The sequence below is a fragment of the Qipengyuania algicola genome, from assembly GCF_042492175.1.
Lineage (GTDB): Bacteria > Pseudomonadota > Alphaproteobacteria > Sphingomonadales > Sphingomonadaceae > CAJXSN01.
Map to the genome: position 1 here is coordinate 2,705,624 of NZ_CP170453.1, position 14,673 is coordinate 2,720,296.

The 14,673-nt window shown below is 59.9% G+C and carries 16 protein-coding genes; 5 read left to right on the plus strand and 11 right to left on the minus strand.

The features are described from left to right. Window positions 1-48 precede the first annotated feature (48 nt). Window positions 49-357, minus strand: coding sequence for a chorismate mutase (locus ACFCW2_RS12895; protein ID WP_379546928.1), 309 nt, complete (start codon window positions 355-357; stop codon window positions 49-51). Between the two features lie 242 nt (window positions 358-599). Here ACFCW2_RS12895 and rpsD point away from each other — a divergent pair, with 242 nt between their 5' ends. After that, the gene (rpsD, locus tag ACFCW2_RS12900; RefSeq protein ID WP_379546930.1) at window positions 600-1,214 is read left to right on the plus strand and encodes a 30S ribosomal protein S4; all 615 of its coding nucleotides are present in this window, start codon (window positions 600-602) and stop codon (window positions 1,212-1,214) included. 77 nt (window positions 1,215-1,291) lie between these two features. Here the strand turns inward: rpsD and ACFCW2_RS12905 are convergent, their stop codons facing one another. The 10 genes from ACFCW2_RS12905 to ACFCW2_RS12950 form a co-directional block, all read right to left on the minus strand. After that, a complete protein-coding gene (locus tag ACFCW2_RS12905) occupies window positions 1,292-3,346 on the minus strand; it encodes an alpha/beta hydrolase family protein (protein WP_379546932.1) in 2,055 nt (684 codons plus the stop codon). 64 nt (window positions 3,347-3,410) lie between these two features. Beyond that, window positions 3,411-4,538 carry a tRNA guanosine(34) transglycosylase Tgt gene (tgt, locus tag ACFCW2_RS12910; RefSeq protein WP_379546934.1) on the minus strand — a complete coding sequence of 376 codons (1,128 nt, stop codon included), beginning with the start codon at window positions 4,536-4,538 and terminating at the stop codon, window positions 3,411-3,413. Beyond that, window positions 4,538-5,455, minus strand: coding sequence for a DUF481 domain-containing protein (locus tag ACFCW2_RS12915; protein ID WP_379546936.1), 918 nt, complete (start codon window positions 5,453-5,455; stop codon window positions 4,538-4,540). The genes tgt and ACFCW2_RS12915 overlap by 1 nt, the downstream gene beginning before the upstream one ends. Before the next feature lie 77 nt (window positions 5,456-5,532). Continuing rightward, window positions 5,533-6,303 (minus strand): ABC transporter permease, encoded by a 771-nt coding sequence (locus ACFCW2_RS12920; protein WP_379546938.1) that lies wholly within the window; start codon window positions 6,301-6,303, stop codon window positions 5,533-5,535. Further along, window positions 6,300-7,271, minus strand: coding sequence for an ABC transporter ATP-binding protein (locus ACFCW2_RS12925; protein ID WP_379546940.1), 972 nt, complete (start codon window positions 7,269-7,271; stop codon window positions 6,300-6,302). The genes ACFCW2_RS12920 and ACFCW2_RS12925 overlap by 4 nt, the downstream gene beginning before the upstream one ends. A gap of 7 nt (window positions 7,272-7,278) precedes the next feature. After that, window positions 7,279-8,307 carry a tRNA preQ1(34) S-adenosylmethionine ribosyltransferase-isomerase QueA gene (gene queA, locus ACFCW2_RS12930; protein ID WP_379546942.1) on the minus strand — a complete coding sequence of 343 codons (1,029 nt, stop codon included), beginning with the start codon at window positions 8,305-8,307 and terminating at the stop codon, window positions 7,279-7,281. 45 nt (window positions 8,308-8,352) lie between these two features. After that, on the minus strand, window positions 8,353-9,039 hold the full coding sequence (locus ACFCW2_RS12935) for a peptidylprolyl isomerase (RefSeq protein WP_379546944.1): 687 nt from the start codon (window positions 9,037-9,039) through the stop codon (window positions 8,353-8,355). A gap of 103 nt (window positions 9,040-9,142) precedes the next feature. After that, on the minus strand, window positions 9,143-9,667 hold the full coding sequence (gene coaD / locus ACFCW2_RS12940) for a pantetheine-phosphate adenylyltransferase (protein WP_379546946.1): 525 nt from the start codon (window positions 9,665-9,667) through the stop codon (window positions 9,143-9,145). Continuing rightward, window positions 9,664-10,584 carry a polyprenyl synthetase family protein gene (locus ACFCW2_RS12945; protein ID WP_379546947.1) on the minus strand — a complete coding sequence of 307 codons (921 nt, stop codon included), beginning with the start codon at window positions 10,582-10,584 and terminating at the stop codon, window positions 9,664-9,666. Before ACFCW2_RS12945 ends, coaD begins: the two co-directional genes overlap by 4 nt. Then, window positions 10,581-10,862: an exodeoxyribonuclease VII small subunit gene (locus ACFCW2_RS12950; protein WP_379546948.1), complete on the minus strand. Its 282-nt coding sequence runs from the start codon at window positions 10,860-10,862 to the stop codon at window positions 10,581-10,583. The genes ACFCW2_RS12945 and ACFCW2_RS12950 overlap by 4 nt, the downstream gene beginning before the upstream one ends. Before the next feature lie 63 nt (window positions 10,863-10,925). Between ACFCW2_RS12950 and ACFCW2_RS12955 the strand changes: the two genes are divergently transcribed. From ACFCW2_RS12955 to ACFCW2_RS12970, 4 genes are read left to right on the plus strand one after another with little or no spacing between them, the layout of a single operon-like run. Next, a complete protein-coding gene (locus ACFCW2_RS12955; protein WP_379546950.1) occupies window positions 10,926-11,324 on the plus strand; it encodes a DUF2177 family protein in 399 nt (132 codons plus the stop codon). Window positions 11,325-11,358: 34 nt separating this feature from the next. Next, window positions 11,359-12,039, plus strand: a complete 681-nt coding sequence (locus ACFCW2_RS12960) for a hypothetical protein (RefSeq protein WP_379546952.1) — start codon at window positions 11,359-11,361, stop codon at window positions 12,037-12,039. Between the two features lie 9 nt (window positions 12,040-12,048). Next, a complete protein-coding gene (gene purL, locus ACFCW2_RS12965) occupies window positions 12,049-14,259 on the plus strand; it encodes a phosphoribosylformylglycinamidine synthase subunit PurL (RefSeq protein WP_379546953.1) in 2,211 nt (736 codons plus the stop codon). 5 nt (window positions 14,260-14,264) lie between these two features. Beyond that, complete coding sequence (locus ACFCW2_RS12970; RefSeq protein ID WP_379546955.1) at window positions 14,265-14,672, plus strand: DUF3052 family protein; 408 nt, start codon at window positions 14,265-14,267, stop codon at window positions 14,670-14,672. The last annotated feature ends 1 nt before the right edge of the window (window position 14,673 follow it).

Here is a 14,673-nt window from a genome sequence, read left to right on the forward strand (position 1 = left end):
CGGCGATGCGCCCTTTTCTTTGGCTGATAATCTCCGGATCGGGCGAAATCAGCTGCGGGTGCGATCCCACACCTGCAGCTCATAGGCGATCGAGGTTTCCACCAGTCGATCCCATATCTCCGCCAATTCTGCAGCTGGCAATTCCCGCTCCTCGGCATCGGACCGCGCATTGGCGATGACTTGCGCCTTGCGCCCCTCGTCGCGGACCGTATCCCGGCTCGGCTTAATCCGCGCAGCAGCGCGCATATAGCCGAAGCGCCGCTCAAGCAGTTCCATCAATTCTCGGTCGGTCGCATCCACTCCGGCGCGCACATCCAGCATGGTTTCGCAATTCTCGGGGCTTCGAATATCGGTCATGGCCGGTGCATTGGCGAGCATGCGCGCATTTGTCGAGCCGATAGGTGCGACTAGCCTTGCATTTCTGCCGCCTTACGCTATTTGGCGCGCTCACTTCGGCAAAGCAGCTGTTATCGGCTGCGCCCGATTGGCCCCGCACCCCGGTGAAGCGGAGGCCGCATACGGCATAATCGGCCGTGTGGTGCGCGCCGGGTTCGATGGGGCGGCAATCGGCCACCCCCGGCAAATTGAAGGAATGGACTATGTCGAAGCGTAAAGCGTCGAAGTATAAACTCGATCGCCGTATGGGCGAGAACATCTGGGGTCGCCCCAACTCCCCCGTCAACAAGCGTTCCTATGGCCCCGGCCAGCACGGCCAGCGCCGCAAGAGCAAAGTCTCCGACTTTGGCCTGCAGCTGCGCGCCAAGCAGAAGCTGAAGGGCTATTACGGCGATGTGACCGAGAAGCAGTTCCGCCGTACCTATAAGGAAGCGGCCAGCATGAAGGGCGACACCGGCCAGAACTTGATCGGCCTGCTGGAGCAGCGCCTGGACATGATCGTCTATCGCGCCAAATTCGCACCGACCATTTTCTCCGCGCGCCAGATCGTCAGCCACGGCCACATTTTGGTCAACGGTGTGAAGTGCAATGTTGCATCGCGCCGCGTGAAGGTTGGCGACGTGGTTTCGCTGGGCAAGAAGGCCCAGGAAATGGCGCTCGTGATCGAAGCACAGAGCCTGCCAGAGCGTGAAATCCCCGATTACGTGGTTCCCGATGGCAACGACAAGGTGACCTACACCCGCGTGCCGAAGCTGGACGAGGTGCCCTACCCCGTCACCATGGAACCCAATCTGGTGGTCGAGTTCTACTCGCGCTAATCACCAGCGCCGAAACAGAAAAAGGGCGGCCTCCCGTTTGGATGACCGCCCTTTTTGTTTGTGCTGAAACAAAACTGTCAGCCGCCAAGATTGGTTCTGAGGAAACTGTCGATTTCGCTTAGCATCTGGGCGCGATACACAGAGTTGTCGATCCCGTGGGCAATGTCCTCGAACTCGACATATTTTACCGATTTCCCCGCCTTGCGTAATTCGCGTTCCATTTCACGCGACTGGGTCACATCGACATTCTGGTCAGCATCACCGTGGAAAAGAAGCACGGGCGACGCGAATTGATCCGCATTGCGTGCTGGGCTTCCTGTCACAAGGTGCTCCCCTTCACCCATGAATTCAGAGCGCAATCTATAATCCCAGTAATTGCGACGGTCCTCGCGCATCATCCGAAACTCGGTGACAGGCGCGATAGCTGCGATAGCTTTGTAGAGCGAGTTGTCCAGAATCTGAGATTGAAGCGCCGCATATCCGCCATAAGACCACCCGACTATCGCAAGCTTGGAAGGATCAGCGACTCCTTCCCCGATTAGCCAGCGACCGGCATCATTCACATCGCCAATCGCTGTCCGCCATGCGCGGTAGCCATTTTCGCCGAACCATGCCTCTCCGTAGCCCGCCGACCCACGAAAGTTGGGCTGAAGGACAGCATATCCACGGGTGGCGAAGAACTGCACAAGCCAATCGAAACCCCATTCATCACGCGAACTGGGCCCGCCATGCGGCATGACGATCGCTGGAAGGCCTCGCGCATTCTCTTTGCCCGGCGGCAAAGTCAGATAGCCGGGTATCGAAGTTCCATCGCTGGCTGAGTAGGTGATAGGCTTCATGGTGCCCAATTGGCGTCCGGCAAACCCGTCACGCAAAGGCATCAGTTCGTTGAGTTGCCGCGTTTGCTTGTCATAGAGATAGAGCATCCCTGGATCGGTGTCGCTCGAAGCAGAAATCAGCAGGCGGCTCTCGTCGGCGTTGGCGGCTCTGATGCCAATCAGAGGATTGCCGGGCAATGCCTTGTTCAGACCGTCTGCCAGTGTCTTTAATTCGGGGTCGAAGTAGACCGCCTCGCGCACTTCTGTGGCATAGCTTGCCCCTACAACCCGGTCTTTGCGGCCAAGACGAATTAGGCCGTCGACATCCACATCATCGCGGGAAACAACCTCTTCAAATTGATCTGAGCCATCAAGCGGGAGACGATAGAGCGCGAGGAAACCTTCGGGATTGCGCATAAAGCCGTATACTGAGTCGCTGGCACTATCGATCGCACTGGGGGTGAATCCCTCTTCGAGGTTTTGGAGACCGAACTCCGCCCGGGAAAGTTCCTGCCACCGGGACGAACCCTTTTCACGATAGAAATAGGCCCGGTTGCCGGTGTCCCGATTGCCAGCATCAGAGCGCGTGACCCCCTTTAGGCGCACCGCTCCTGTGTCATCCGCCATGTACCACATGGTGTTGTCGTCAGGAGACTCGACCTTGCTGCGCTTCGCCGAGTTGATGTCGATTTCGACGACCCCGCGGCCCCACTCCTTATTTGCAATGCGGGTGTTCCGCCCATCTTCAGGGAACCAGTCCTGAGTCATCAGAATTTTATCTTGCTCGCCAGCCACGTCGAGCGCGACGACGGAACCGCCGCTAAATGCCGTATACAAGGTCTTCGCATTATCGGTCTGCGTCAGCTGCTCCACATTTGACCCATCTTCATCGACCGCGAAAATACGCGACAGACCGACGATGGCGTCATTGCTAGCCAAATTCCGCGTGAACGAAGTGCGACAAACAAAGCGCGTGTTGGTTGCCCACTCACAAAAATCGAGGTTCGATCGCTGCTGGTTAAGCGCAATGACCCGCTTGGGAACCGGGGTTTCGGCCGTGAGATCCACGCTGTAAAGAATCTCACCTTCAGCCCCCAGCGGCGCAATGTAAGAAAACTTCGTACCGTCGGGCGAAAGCGACACATGCCGATCGTTAGCACGCGCACCGAACAATTCTGCCGCTTCCTGCGCCGAGAGCGTCTGCGCGGAGACGCCTGCAGGCAGCAGTGCAGCGCATAGCGAGAATGTGGCTGCGCTGGCAGCGAGCGTTGATTTCCTGAACATCGAAGACCCCTGAATAAATACAATAGTCACCGAGGATACCTACCCCGGCGCACATGACTGTAACATTTCAAATGGTTGTTACGATATCAAGTCATTAACGCGAATACCGGCTAAGAAACTGACTTTGGAATTCAGCAAAATCACCGGCTGCAATCGCGTCGCGCATGGCCTGCATCAATTGCTGATAGAACCCGATATTATGCTCGGTCATCAATATCGCACCCAGCATCTCTCCGGAACGCACCAGATGATGGAGATAGGCGCGGCTGTATTTTCCGCAGGTCGGGCAGTGGCAGTCGGCGTCCAACGGTCCCGTATCCTCCGCAAAGCGGGCATTGCGGATGTTAAGCGGGCCGTCCCATGTGAAAGCCTGCCCGTTCCGGCCTGACCGTGTCGGGAGCACGCAATCGAACATATCGACCCCGCGCGCCACAGCGCCGACCAGATCGTCCGGCTTGCCCACGCCCATCAAATAGCGCGGGCGGTCGGCAGGCAATTGCCCCGGAGCATAATCCAGCACGCCGAACATGGCTTCCTGCCCCTCGCCCACGGCGAGCCCGCCAATGGCGTATCCGTCGAAGCCGATATCTGTAAGCGCCTGTGCGCTTGCCCCGCGCAATTCCTGATCGAGCGCGCCTTGCTGGATGCCGAAAAGCGCCGATCGTGCGGCATGCTCTTCGCCGCTGTCGAAGCCTTCGCGGCTGCGCCGGGCCCAGCGCATGGACATCTCCATGCTCGCTTCTATTTCGGAACGCGGGCGGTCAGCGCGCGGGCATTCATCGAACGCCATCACAATGTCCGAACCCAGCAAGCGCTGGATTTCCATGCTGCGTTCCGGGGTCAGCATATGTTTGGAGCCATCGATATGGCTACGGAACTCCACACCCTGCTCGGTCAGCTTGTTAAGATCGGACAGGCTCATCACCTGATATCCGCCGCTATCGGTCAGGATCGGGCTGTCCCATTTCATGAATTCGTGCAAGCCGCCGAGCCGCGCGACACGTTCTGCGCCGGGGCGCAGCATCAGGTGGTAGGTGTTGCCCAGAATGATGTCCGCGCCTGCCGCGCGCACCGCTTCGGGCTTCATGGCCTTTACCGTTGCGGCCGTGCCCACCGGCATAAAGGCCGGCGTGCGAATATCGCCGCGCAGCATGGAAATGGTCCCGGTTCGCGCCTTGCCATCGGTGGCGTGAATATCGAACGCGAATCGGGACCGTGTCATCAGAACCCGTATATGAGGGTAAACCTGGTCAGCGTATCGGTTTTTATCGCGCCGGCAGGCGGATTGGTATCGTGCTCCACCGTATAGGAAGCGCGGGCGGTCAAGCCGGAGCCAAGCCCCGCCTCCAGGCCCGTGATCGATTGCAAGGTAGTGTTCCCGCTCTCCAGAAACACGCTGGCGTCTTGGGTGAAAGCAATGCGGTCTGTCACCTGCCAGTCGTAATCGAGCGCAGCATAGCCGGCGATGCTCTGATCGGTGGTCCCGTCGGAAAATTCCGTCCGACGCCATGCGGGGCCGCCTTCGACAAGCAAACGCATCTTATCATTGTCGAATACCCGGTAACCGAGACCACCCGATACCGAGTACCGCGCATCGAATCCCTGAAACCGGTCACGCTCCCATTGTGCCAGTCCGAACAGATAGATTCTTTCCGACAGATTGTAGCGCGGCTGATACGCGGCGAGGAATTGCTCGCGCGTCGTGACGCCGCTGCTCTTCTGGTAATCCGCCCGCGCGCGCAATTGGTGTTCCCAATCCACGCCTTCGCGGCGCAATTCTACGGCAGCGGTTACACCCGTTTCGCTGGTATTGCCGGTGGCCCGGAACGCACCGATCTCGCCTTGCCCGGACCAATTATCGAGCAGTCCGGCGTTGCGGATCTCTTCTTCCTCCTGCGCTGCGGCCAGTGCCGCAGCCTCCTCCTGAGAAGCGGCAAATGTCGCTGCGATACCGTCCAATTCCTCTGCCGCGTCGGGATTGGTTTGCCGCGCCAAGTCCATCACGGTGGCGACCGCGTCGGCATCTCCGGACGCAATGGCCGCATCGATCATATCGCGCACCGGCTCTGCGAGTTGCGCGTGTGCCGATGTGGGCATGGCGATCGCAATCGCCACGCCGAGCGTGGTAAGTCTGTTCAAAATCTGTGCTCCCCGATTGGCCGGTGGATGACCGGCCTTCCTTGTTGCAACGGACGGTGCCCCGGCCCGCTTCGGGATCAGTTTCTAAGCCGCCATCCTGTCTTGAAGATGAAGGCAATAATCCCCGTGCACACGGCGAGAAAACCGAGAGTGAGGCCGAGACTGACAGCGATGGAAACATCCGCGCTGCCATAGAATGTCCACCGCAGCCCGCTGACCAGATAGACGATGGGATTGAATAAAGCGATTGTATCCCAAGGGCTTGGGAGCATATCGACCGAATAAAATGTCCCGCCGAGGAACGTCAGAGGCAAGAGAAACAGCTGTGGTATGATGCCCAGCTTCTCGAAACTGTCCGCCCATATTCCCAGGATAAACCCGAACAGACTGAAGCTGGCAGCCACCAGCATGATGTAAAATATTGCAAAAACAGGGTGCGCTATTGTGTAATCCACAAACAGCGTCGCAGTGGCGAGGATGATCGCAGCGAGGATCAGCGATTTCGTCGCCGCCGCCCCGACAAAGCCGACCAGCGTTTCGGCCACACCGACAGGCGCGGAAAGCAGCTCGTAGATTGTGCCGGTGAAGCGCGGCATATAAATACCGAAGCTGGCATTCGAAGTGCTTTCACTGAGCAGGGTGAGCAGCAGCAGGCCGGGCACGATGAACGCTCCGTAAGACACTCCGCCAAGATCGGGCATGCGCGCGCCGATGGCTGCACCAAACACGATGAAATAGAGCGAAGTGGTGAGCACCGGCGCCAGGATCGACTGAAAAGCCGTGCGCAGGGCGCGCATCAGTTCGCGTGTATAGATCGCCCAGGCGCTGCGGATGTTGAAACCGATCATGCGGCTTCTCCCGTGGTCTCTTCGGCGTGGTTTTCCACCAGACCGACGAAGATGTCCTCCAGACTGCTCTCGCGAATGTCTATACCGACATAATCGATACCGGCCCGGACTAGCGCCTTGGTCAATTTGGCAACTTCGGCGCGACCCTTCCCCGATCCGTCGCCGCCGCGGTAACACAGCTCTTTGCCGTCTTTCTCGAGCGTGATCGGGAAGTGCGCGATGGCCGGGGGCAAAGCGCTCATCGGCTTGGCCAGCTCGATCACCGCTTCGGTGGTGCCGAGGCGCTGGATCATCGCGTCCTTGTCATCCACCATCAGGATTTTGCCCTGGCGGATGATACCCACCCGGTCGGCCATTTCCTCGGCCTCCTCGATATAATGCGTGGTCAGAATGATCGTCGTCCCGCGCTCGCGCATCTGGCCGATCAGCCGCCACATATCCTTGCGCAGCTCCACATCCACGCCAGCGGTCGGTTCGTCGAGAAACAACAGATCCGGCTCGTGCGCCAAGGCTTTGGCGATCAGCACGCGGCGCTTCATGCCGCCAGACAATGCGCGGATTTGTTCGTCCCGTTTATCCCACAGGCTAAGGCTACGGAGCACTTCCTCGATCCGGGCTTTATCGGGAGCCAGCCCGAACAGGCCGCGCGAATAGCTGACCGACCGGATGACCTTCTCGAACATGTCGGTCGAAAGCTCTTGAGGGACCAAACCGATGCGTGCCCGGGAGCTGCGCCAATTGTTGCGGATGTCTTCACCGAACACTTCGATTGTGCCCGAAGTGGGCGTCACCAGCCCGCAAACCGCGCTGATCAGGGTAGTTTTGCCTGCGCCATTAGGCCCGAGCAGCGCGAAAATCTCGCCCTTGCGGATTTCCAGATCGACATTTTCCATGGCGGTCAGGCCGCCGGGGTAGGTTTTGGTCAGCCCGGTCAGGCGGAGAATTGTCTCGGACGGATTATCAGGCATGCCCTTCTCATGGCAGCAGCAGCGAGGAATCTCCATAGCTGTAAAAGCGGTATTCTTTCGCAATCGCGTGGGCGTAAACGTCCATGATCCGCTCCCGCCCGATCAGCGCACTGACCAGCATCATCAGGGTGGATTTGGGGAGATGGAAATTGGTCATCAATCCATCGACCGCGCGGAAGGCGTAGCCCGGCGTGATGAAGATGGAGGTGTCGCCCTCGAACGGCTGGATGATGCCCCGCTCATCCGCAGCGCTTTCTAAGAGACGCAGCGAGGTAGTGCCCACCGCAATCAAGCGCCTGCCATTGGCCCGCACGGCGTTCAGCCGATCCGCTGTAGCCGCGTCAATCCGTCCCCATTCCGCGTGCATCTGATGGTCGTCAGTATCGTCTGCCTTCACTGGCAAGAAGGTTCCTGCCCCGACATGCAGAGTTAGTGTCTCACGGTGGATCCCGCGCTCGTCCAAGGCCGCTAGGAGGTTAGGCGTGAAATGCAACGCCGCAGTCGGTGCAGCGACCGCGCCATCTTCCTCTGCGAAAATAGTCTGGTAATCCTCGTGGTCGCGCTCATCCGTGGGGCGCTTGCCCGCAATATAGGGAGGCAGAGGCATCGTACCTGCGCGTTCGAGCAGAACCTCGACCGGCTCCTGCCCTTCGAACGCGAGCGTCCAGCTGCCATCCTCGGCGCGCGCCTCTGCAATCGCGAAGACATCGGAGCCGAAATCGACCCTGTCCCCATCATGCAGGCGTTTGCCGTTCCGAGTGAAGGCCTGCCATCGCCGAAGGTCGAGCCGCTTGTGCAAGGTCGCGCCGATGGTGGCTTCGCCGCGCTTGCCGGTCAGCTGGGCGGGAATGACTCGAGTATCGTTGAAGACCAGCACATCGCCGGGTTCCAGCAGATCGGGCAGATCGCGGACCGATTTGTCGGCCAATGCTTCCTGCCCGCGCGCGACCAGCATCCGCGCTGTGTCACGCGGGCTGACCGGGCGCAGCGCGATCAGATCATTGGGGAGGTCGAAATCGAACAGATCGACGCGCATCACTGTGCTCCTGAACCGCAGCGCAGACTGCGATCCGGCTGCGGGTTATTCACCCAGCGGCGCGTTCAGATCATCGATGCTGATACCATCAAACGCTGGCGTATCCTGCTCCGGCACCGGTGCCGGCATCGGTGCGGGAACGGGCTTGTTATCGCTGGCGATAGATGCCTGCAGGATCCGTGTTGGATTCGCTGGCGGCTCGCCGCGTTCGACCGTGTCCACCACATCCATGCCGGAGATAACCCGGCCGAAATTGGTGTATTTGTTATCCAGCGAGAAACGCGGATAGAACACGATGAAAAACTGGCTGTTGGCGCTGTCTTCACTCTGGGCGCGGGCCATGGACACGCTGCCGCGCAAATGCGGCATCGGATTGAATTCAGCCTTTAGGTCGGGAAGCGGCGAGCCGCCCTGCCCCGTACCGGTCGGGTCGCCGGTCTGGGCCATGAAACCCTCGATCACCCGGTGGAAAATCACTCCGTCGTAAAAGCCCTGCCGCGCGAGGGTCTTGATCCGGTCAACATGGCCGGGTGCCCAATCGGGCATCAGGCGAATGGCCACGCGGCCACCATTGCTGAGATCGAGCAGCAGGATATTCTCGCGGTCTTCCGCTGCGTTGAAATTCACTGGCGCGTAGATCTTCGGCGTCGCAGGTGCTTCTGCCTCTTGAGCAGCAGCAGGAGACACGGTCAGCGCAGCAAGGGCACCGGCGGCAATAAGGCGTTTGAACATGAAGGATGAGGGTCCTGAAATCTGATCTGTAATGATGGTTTGGGCTTAGCGAAGGCGCGCTGTCACTATAATGAATGGCGCTTACAGGGGATCACGCGAGAAGTCAGTAGTCCCCCCGCTTGCCGATGGTTTCGACCCGCGCATTGACCTGATCGCGCACGGCCGGGCTGACAAACGGGGTTATATCTCCGCCGTAGATCGCGATTTCCTTCACCAGCTTGGAAGCGATCGGCTGCAGACACACATCGGCCATCAGGAAGACAGTTTCGATCTCGTCATCAAGCTGCTGGTTCATCCCCGCCATCTGATACTCGTATTCGAAATCGGCGACTGCGCGCAGGCCGCGCACGATCACGCTGGCGCCTTGCTTACGGGCAAATTTCATCAGCAGCGCATCGAAACCGACAACGCGGGCGTTGGCAATTTCCATTTCTGCCAGCTCGGCAGTGACCATCTCCATCCGCTCTTCGGGAGTGAACATCGGGTTCTTCGATGGATTGGTGGTAACGCCGATAATCAGCTCGTCGACCAGCTTCGCCCCACGCCGGATAATGTCCCTGTGGCCCAGAGTAATCGGATCGAATGTACCGGGGTAAACCCCGATACGCTTGGCTTCGGTGCCGCTCATTTGTCTCTCTCCACGATAAACCGGGCCAGCGCGATCAGCAACGACGCCTCGCTGCCGTAATGCGCCAGATGGCCAGCAGCCTGATCCATCAATGCCCGTGCCTGATTGCGCGCGCCCTCGATGCCCATCAGTGTGACAAAGGTCTGCTTGCCCTGCTCGCTATCCTTGCCAACCGCCTTGCCGACCGTTTCCTCGTCACCTTCGACATCGAGAAGATCGTCAGCAATCTGAAATGCAAGCCCGACATCACGTGCATAGGCTCGCAGCGAGGTACGCCCTTCGGGCTGAAGCTTGCCCAAAATAGCGCCCATCTCCACGCTTGCGGCGAGCAGCGCGCCTGTCTTCAATTGCTGGAGGCGAGTAATCGTCGGCAGATCGTACGTCGCGCTGTCGGCGGCCATGTCCATGACCTGTCCCCCTGCCATGCCGTTCATGCCCGAGGCAGTGGCAAGGGTGCGAGTCAACTCTGCGCGGGTGAACGGGTCGGTGCTCGTCTCTTCATCGGTCAGTATTTCGAAGGCCAGCGCATGCAGGGAATCGCCCGCCAGCACAGCGGTCGCCTCATCGAATGCCTTGTGCAAAGTGGGCTTGCCCCGGCGCAGGTCGTCATCGTCCATGCACGGCAGATCGTCATGGATCAGCGAATAGACGTGGATCGCCTCCACCGCGCAGGCGGCGCGCAATGCAGGCTCGCGGGCAACGCCCAGCATCTCCGCCGTCGCCACTAACAATAAAGGCCGCACCCGCTTGCCGCCATCCATCGCGGAGTACCGCATCGCTTCCACCAGCGGCCGGCGCGTATCGTCGGGCAACGGCAGAAGCGCATCGAACAGCGCATCAACATCCGTCTGTATGCGGGCGAAGGCCTCGTCCAGTTCCGCCGTATCTTTGCCGACCAGTTCCACCGCCTCGCTCACCCCTGCGGTTCGCTGTCGAATGGGCGCGTGCCTGTTGCCTTGCCGTCGCCGTCTTGCACAATCGCCTCGATCCGGGCCTGCGCTGCGTCGAGCCGGGCCTGACACGCTTTGCGCAGTTCCTCCCCGCGCGAATACAGATTGATCGATTCGTCCAGCGGCACATCGCCGCTCTCAAGCTGACGCACGACCTGCTCCAGCGCTGCCAGCGCCTGTTCGAATGTCATATCGGTGATGGCCGTCGATGCGGCGTTTGAACCCTCTTCCATGGAACGGAGCATTGACCGCGCCGTTCACCATGGTCAAGGCACCGAAAATCTCGGGGCCATCAGGGGAGCGCAATTATGCAATGGATTATCGCCTATATCGCCGCCGCCATCGCCTTCGGAATTCTTGATGCCTTGTGGCTCAACTGGGCCGGACCAAACTTCTATCGGCCCCGGATTGGCGAGGTAATGGCCGAGTCATTCAATGCCGCGCCCGCCGCAGTGTTCTACTTTCTTTACTTGGCCGGAATGGTCTGGTTCGCGATCAAGCCGGGTCTGGCTTCCGGGTCTGTCGCCACAGCCGTCCTCAACGGAGCGCTGCTGGGCGGGCTTTGCTACGCCACCTATGATCTGACCAGTCAGGCGGTCCTGAAACAATGGTCGACCACCGTGACAGTCGCGGATATCGCTTGGGGTGCATTTGCAACCGCGACAGCAGCGGGCATAGCAACATGGGTGACATTGCGATTCACCTGAAGGATTTTGCTTAACCGGGGGGACCTAAGCACACATGTTCATCGGCCATTTCTCAGCCGCATTCGTCGCCGCTGCCGCATCGCGTCGCGCGCCCAGCCTGCCGACCCTGTTTGTCGGGGCGCAGCTGGTGGATTGGGTGTTCTTCACCTTCACCCTGATCGGTTTGGAACAGATGCGCGTGGTGCCGGGGATCACGGCCATGAACCCGCTCGACCTGTACTTCATGCCCTACACCCACAGCCTATTGGGGACAGCGGTCTGGGGCCTCGCCTTCGCGCTGTTTGCACTGGTTAGGTGGCGCAATGCGGTTCCGGCTGTGATCGGGTTCTTCGTGGTGTTGTCGCACTGGATTCTCGATCTGGTCACCCACCGTCCCGATCTTACGCTGGCTGGCGGCGACCATAAAATCGGGCTGGGTCTATGGGACTATCCCTGGGCAGCGATATCGCTGGAACTGGCGCTGATCCTTGGCAGCTTCGCCTATTTCATGAGCCGCACGCGCGGTCCGATTGCACCGCCGCTCATCCTCATCGGTGTCATGCTGATCATGCAGGCAATCAACTGGTTCGGCCCCGAACCAACCGAAGCGGGACCGGCTTTGTATCTCACCGCCTTGCTGTCCTTCCTGATCGTCACCCTGATTGCTGCATGGGTGGGCGCGACACGGTGGCATAAACGCGAGGTCGGACTGGCAGTGGCGAGCCTGCAGCGCTAAGCGGCGGGCATGGCGACACAGACCGACTCGATCACCCCGCAAATAGTTCAACAGCACGGGCTGAGCCCGGAGGAATATGAGCGCGTGCTCGCTGGATTGGGGCGCGAGCCCAATCTGGTGGAGCTCGGCATATTCTCGGTCATGTGGTCCGAGCATTGCAGCTACAAATCATCGCGCCTGCATCTGAAGAAATTGCCGACCGAAGCGCCGTGGGTGATCTGCGGACCGGGCGAGAACGCGGGTGTGATCGACATTGGCGACGGTCAGGCCTGTATCTTCAAGATGGAGAGCCACAACCACCCGTCCTACATCGAGCCTTATCAGGGAGCAGCGACCGGCGTCGGCGGGATTTTGCGCGACGTCTTCACTATGGGCGCGCGGCCGGTTGCCAACGCCAACGCGCTGCGCTTCGGGCGGCCGGAGCATCCCAAGATGAAGCATCTGGTGCAGGGCGTGGTCGCCGGCATCGGTGGTTATGGCAACTGCGTCGGCGTGCCGACTGTCGCGGGCGAGACGAACTTCCACCCGGCCTATGACGGCAATATCCTCGTCAATGCGATGACTGTGGGGGTCGCAGATGCGGACAAGATTTTCTACAGCGCCGCCACCGGCGTCGGCAATCCGATCGTTTATGTCGGGAGCAAAACCGGCCGCGACGGAATCCACGGTGCGACCATGGCGAGCGCCGATTTCGGCGAGGATACCGAAGCGAAGCGCCCGACCGTGCAAGTGGGCGATCCTTTTACCGAGAAGCTGCTGATCGAAGCCTGTCTGGAATTGATGGCGACCGATGCCATCGTCGCGATTCAGGACATGGGCGCAGCGGGCCTGACGTCTTCGGGTGTGGAAATGGCCACCAATGGCAAAGCCGGCATCCGCCTAAACATGAACGCCGTGCCATGCCGCGAAGAGGGCATGACACCTTACGAGATGATGTTGAGCGAGAGCCAGGAGCGTATGCTGATGGTGCTCAAGCCCGGCAAGGAGGCGATGGCCGCCGAGATTTTCAGGAAGTGGGAACTCGATTTCGCGGTCATCGGCGAAGTGACCGATACCCGCCACATGGTGCTGGAATTCGATGGCGAAGTGGTGTGCGATATTCCGCTCGGCCCGCTCGCCGCCGATGCTCCCGAATATGACCGGCCCTATCTGTCGAAGGACGAATACAGCGCCTGGGCCAAGGTGCCCGCGCTGGAAGATGTGCCCGAAAGCACCGATATCGCTGGCGATCTTCTCAAGCTGATGGCCAGCCCCGCCCTCGCCTCGCGCCAATGGATTGCGCAGCAATATGACAGCCAGGTCGGAGCGGATACGCTGCAGACAGGCGGCGATGCCGGTGTGGTCCGCGTTCACGGAACACAGAAAGCACTCGCGATCAGCACCGATTGCACTCCGCGCTATGTCTATGCCGACCCGTTCGAAGGCGGCAAACAGGCAGTTGCAGAGGCCTATCGCAATCTGAGCACCGTCGGTGCGCGTCCGCTCGCAGTGACCAATTGCCTCAATTTCGCCAATCCCGAACGGCCTGAAATCATGGCCCAGCTGGTCCACGCGCTGGAAGGCATGGGCGAGGCCTGCCGCACGCTCGATTTCCCGATCGTGAGCGGCAATGTGTCGCTCTACAACGAAAGTAAGGCGACGGGTGGCGGCAGCGCCATTTTGCCGACCCCCGCGATTGGCGGCGTGGGTCTGATCGACGATAGCGCCAACATGATGGCCAGCAGTTTTGTCAAGGAAGGCGAGACCATCTTGCTGATCGGCTACGGCCCCGGCCATCTGGGCCAGTCGCAGTGGCTGCGCACCATTCACGGGCGTGAAGACGGTTCGCCGCCACCGGTCGATCTGGCGGTGGAGAAGCGGCTGGGCGAACTGGTCCGCGCTCTTATCTCAGAAGGAAATATCAGCGCAGCGCACGATGTTTCCGATGGCGGACCTCTGGTCGCAATTGCCGAAATGGCCATGTCTGGCGGCATCGGTGCTAAGCTGAAATTGCCGGAAACAGACAAGCTGACCGCTGCTCTGTTCGGCGAAGATCAGGGGCGGATCTTGGTCGCAACCAGTGACCCGGCCGTGATCGAGCGGGCCAATGCGGTCGAACTCTACGCCAGTGAAGTGGGCACAACAGGCGGCGACAGCCTCGTCATCGGCGAACAGACTCTATCCATTGCTGATTTGCTTGAGGCCAGCGCCAGCTTCTTCCGCGACTGGATGGAAAGCTAGGTCTGATGACCGCAGGCTATTCCGGCACCCCGCTCGCTAAAAAGCTCAACCTGCGGGACGAACAGCGCTGCTGGTTTGAGGGGATGCCCGCGAATATTCAGGACGAGATCGACGAATACGCGCTGGAGTTGATGTTCGTGGCCAGCCCGGATGAGGGCGTGGATGCGGCACATATTTTCGTCACCTCCGCCACATCGCTGGAAAGCAAACTCGCCGATTTGCGCCAGCACATCGCGCCCGACGGGCAAGTCTGGGTGAGTTGGCCGAAAAAGGGCTCCGGCCACGAAACCGAGCTTGATCAGGCGGAAGTCCAAAGGATCGGCTTGGCTACCGGTTTCATCGACACGAAGAAATGCGCGGTGGACGAGATCTGGTCGGGTCTGAAATTCGTGATCCCTAAGGCCGATCGCTAGC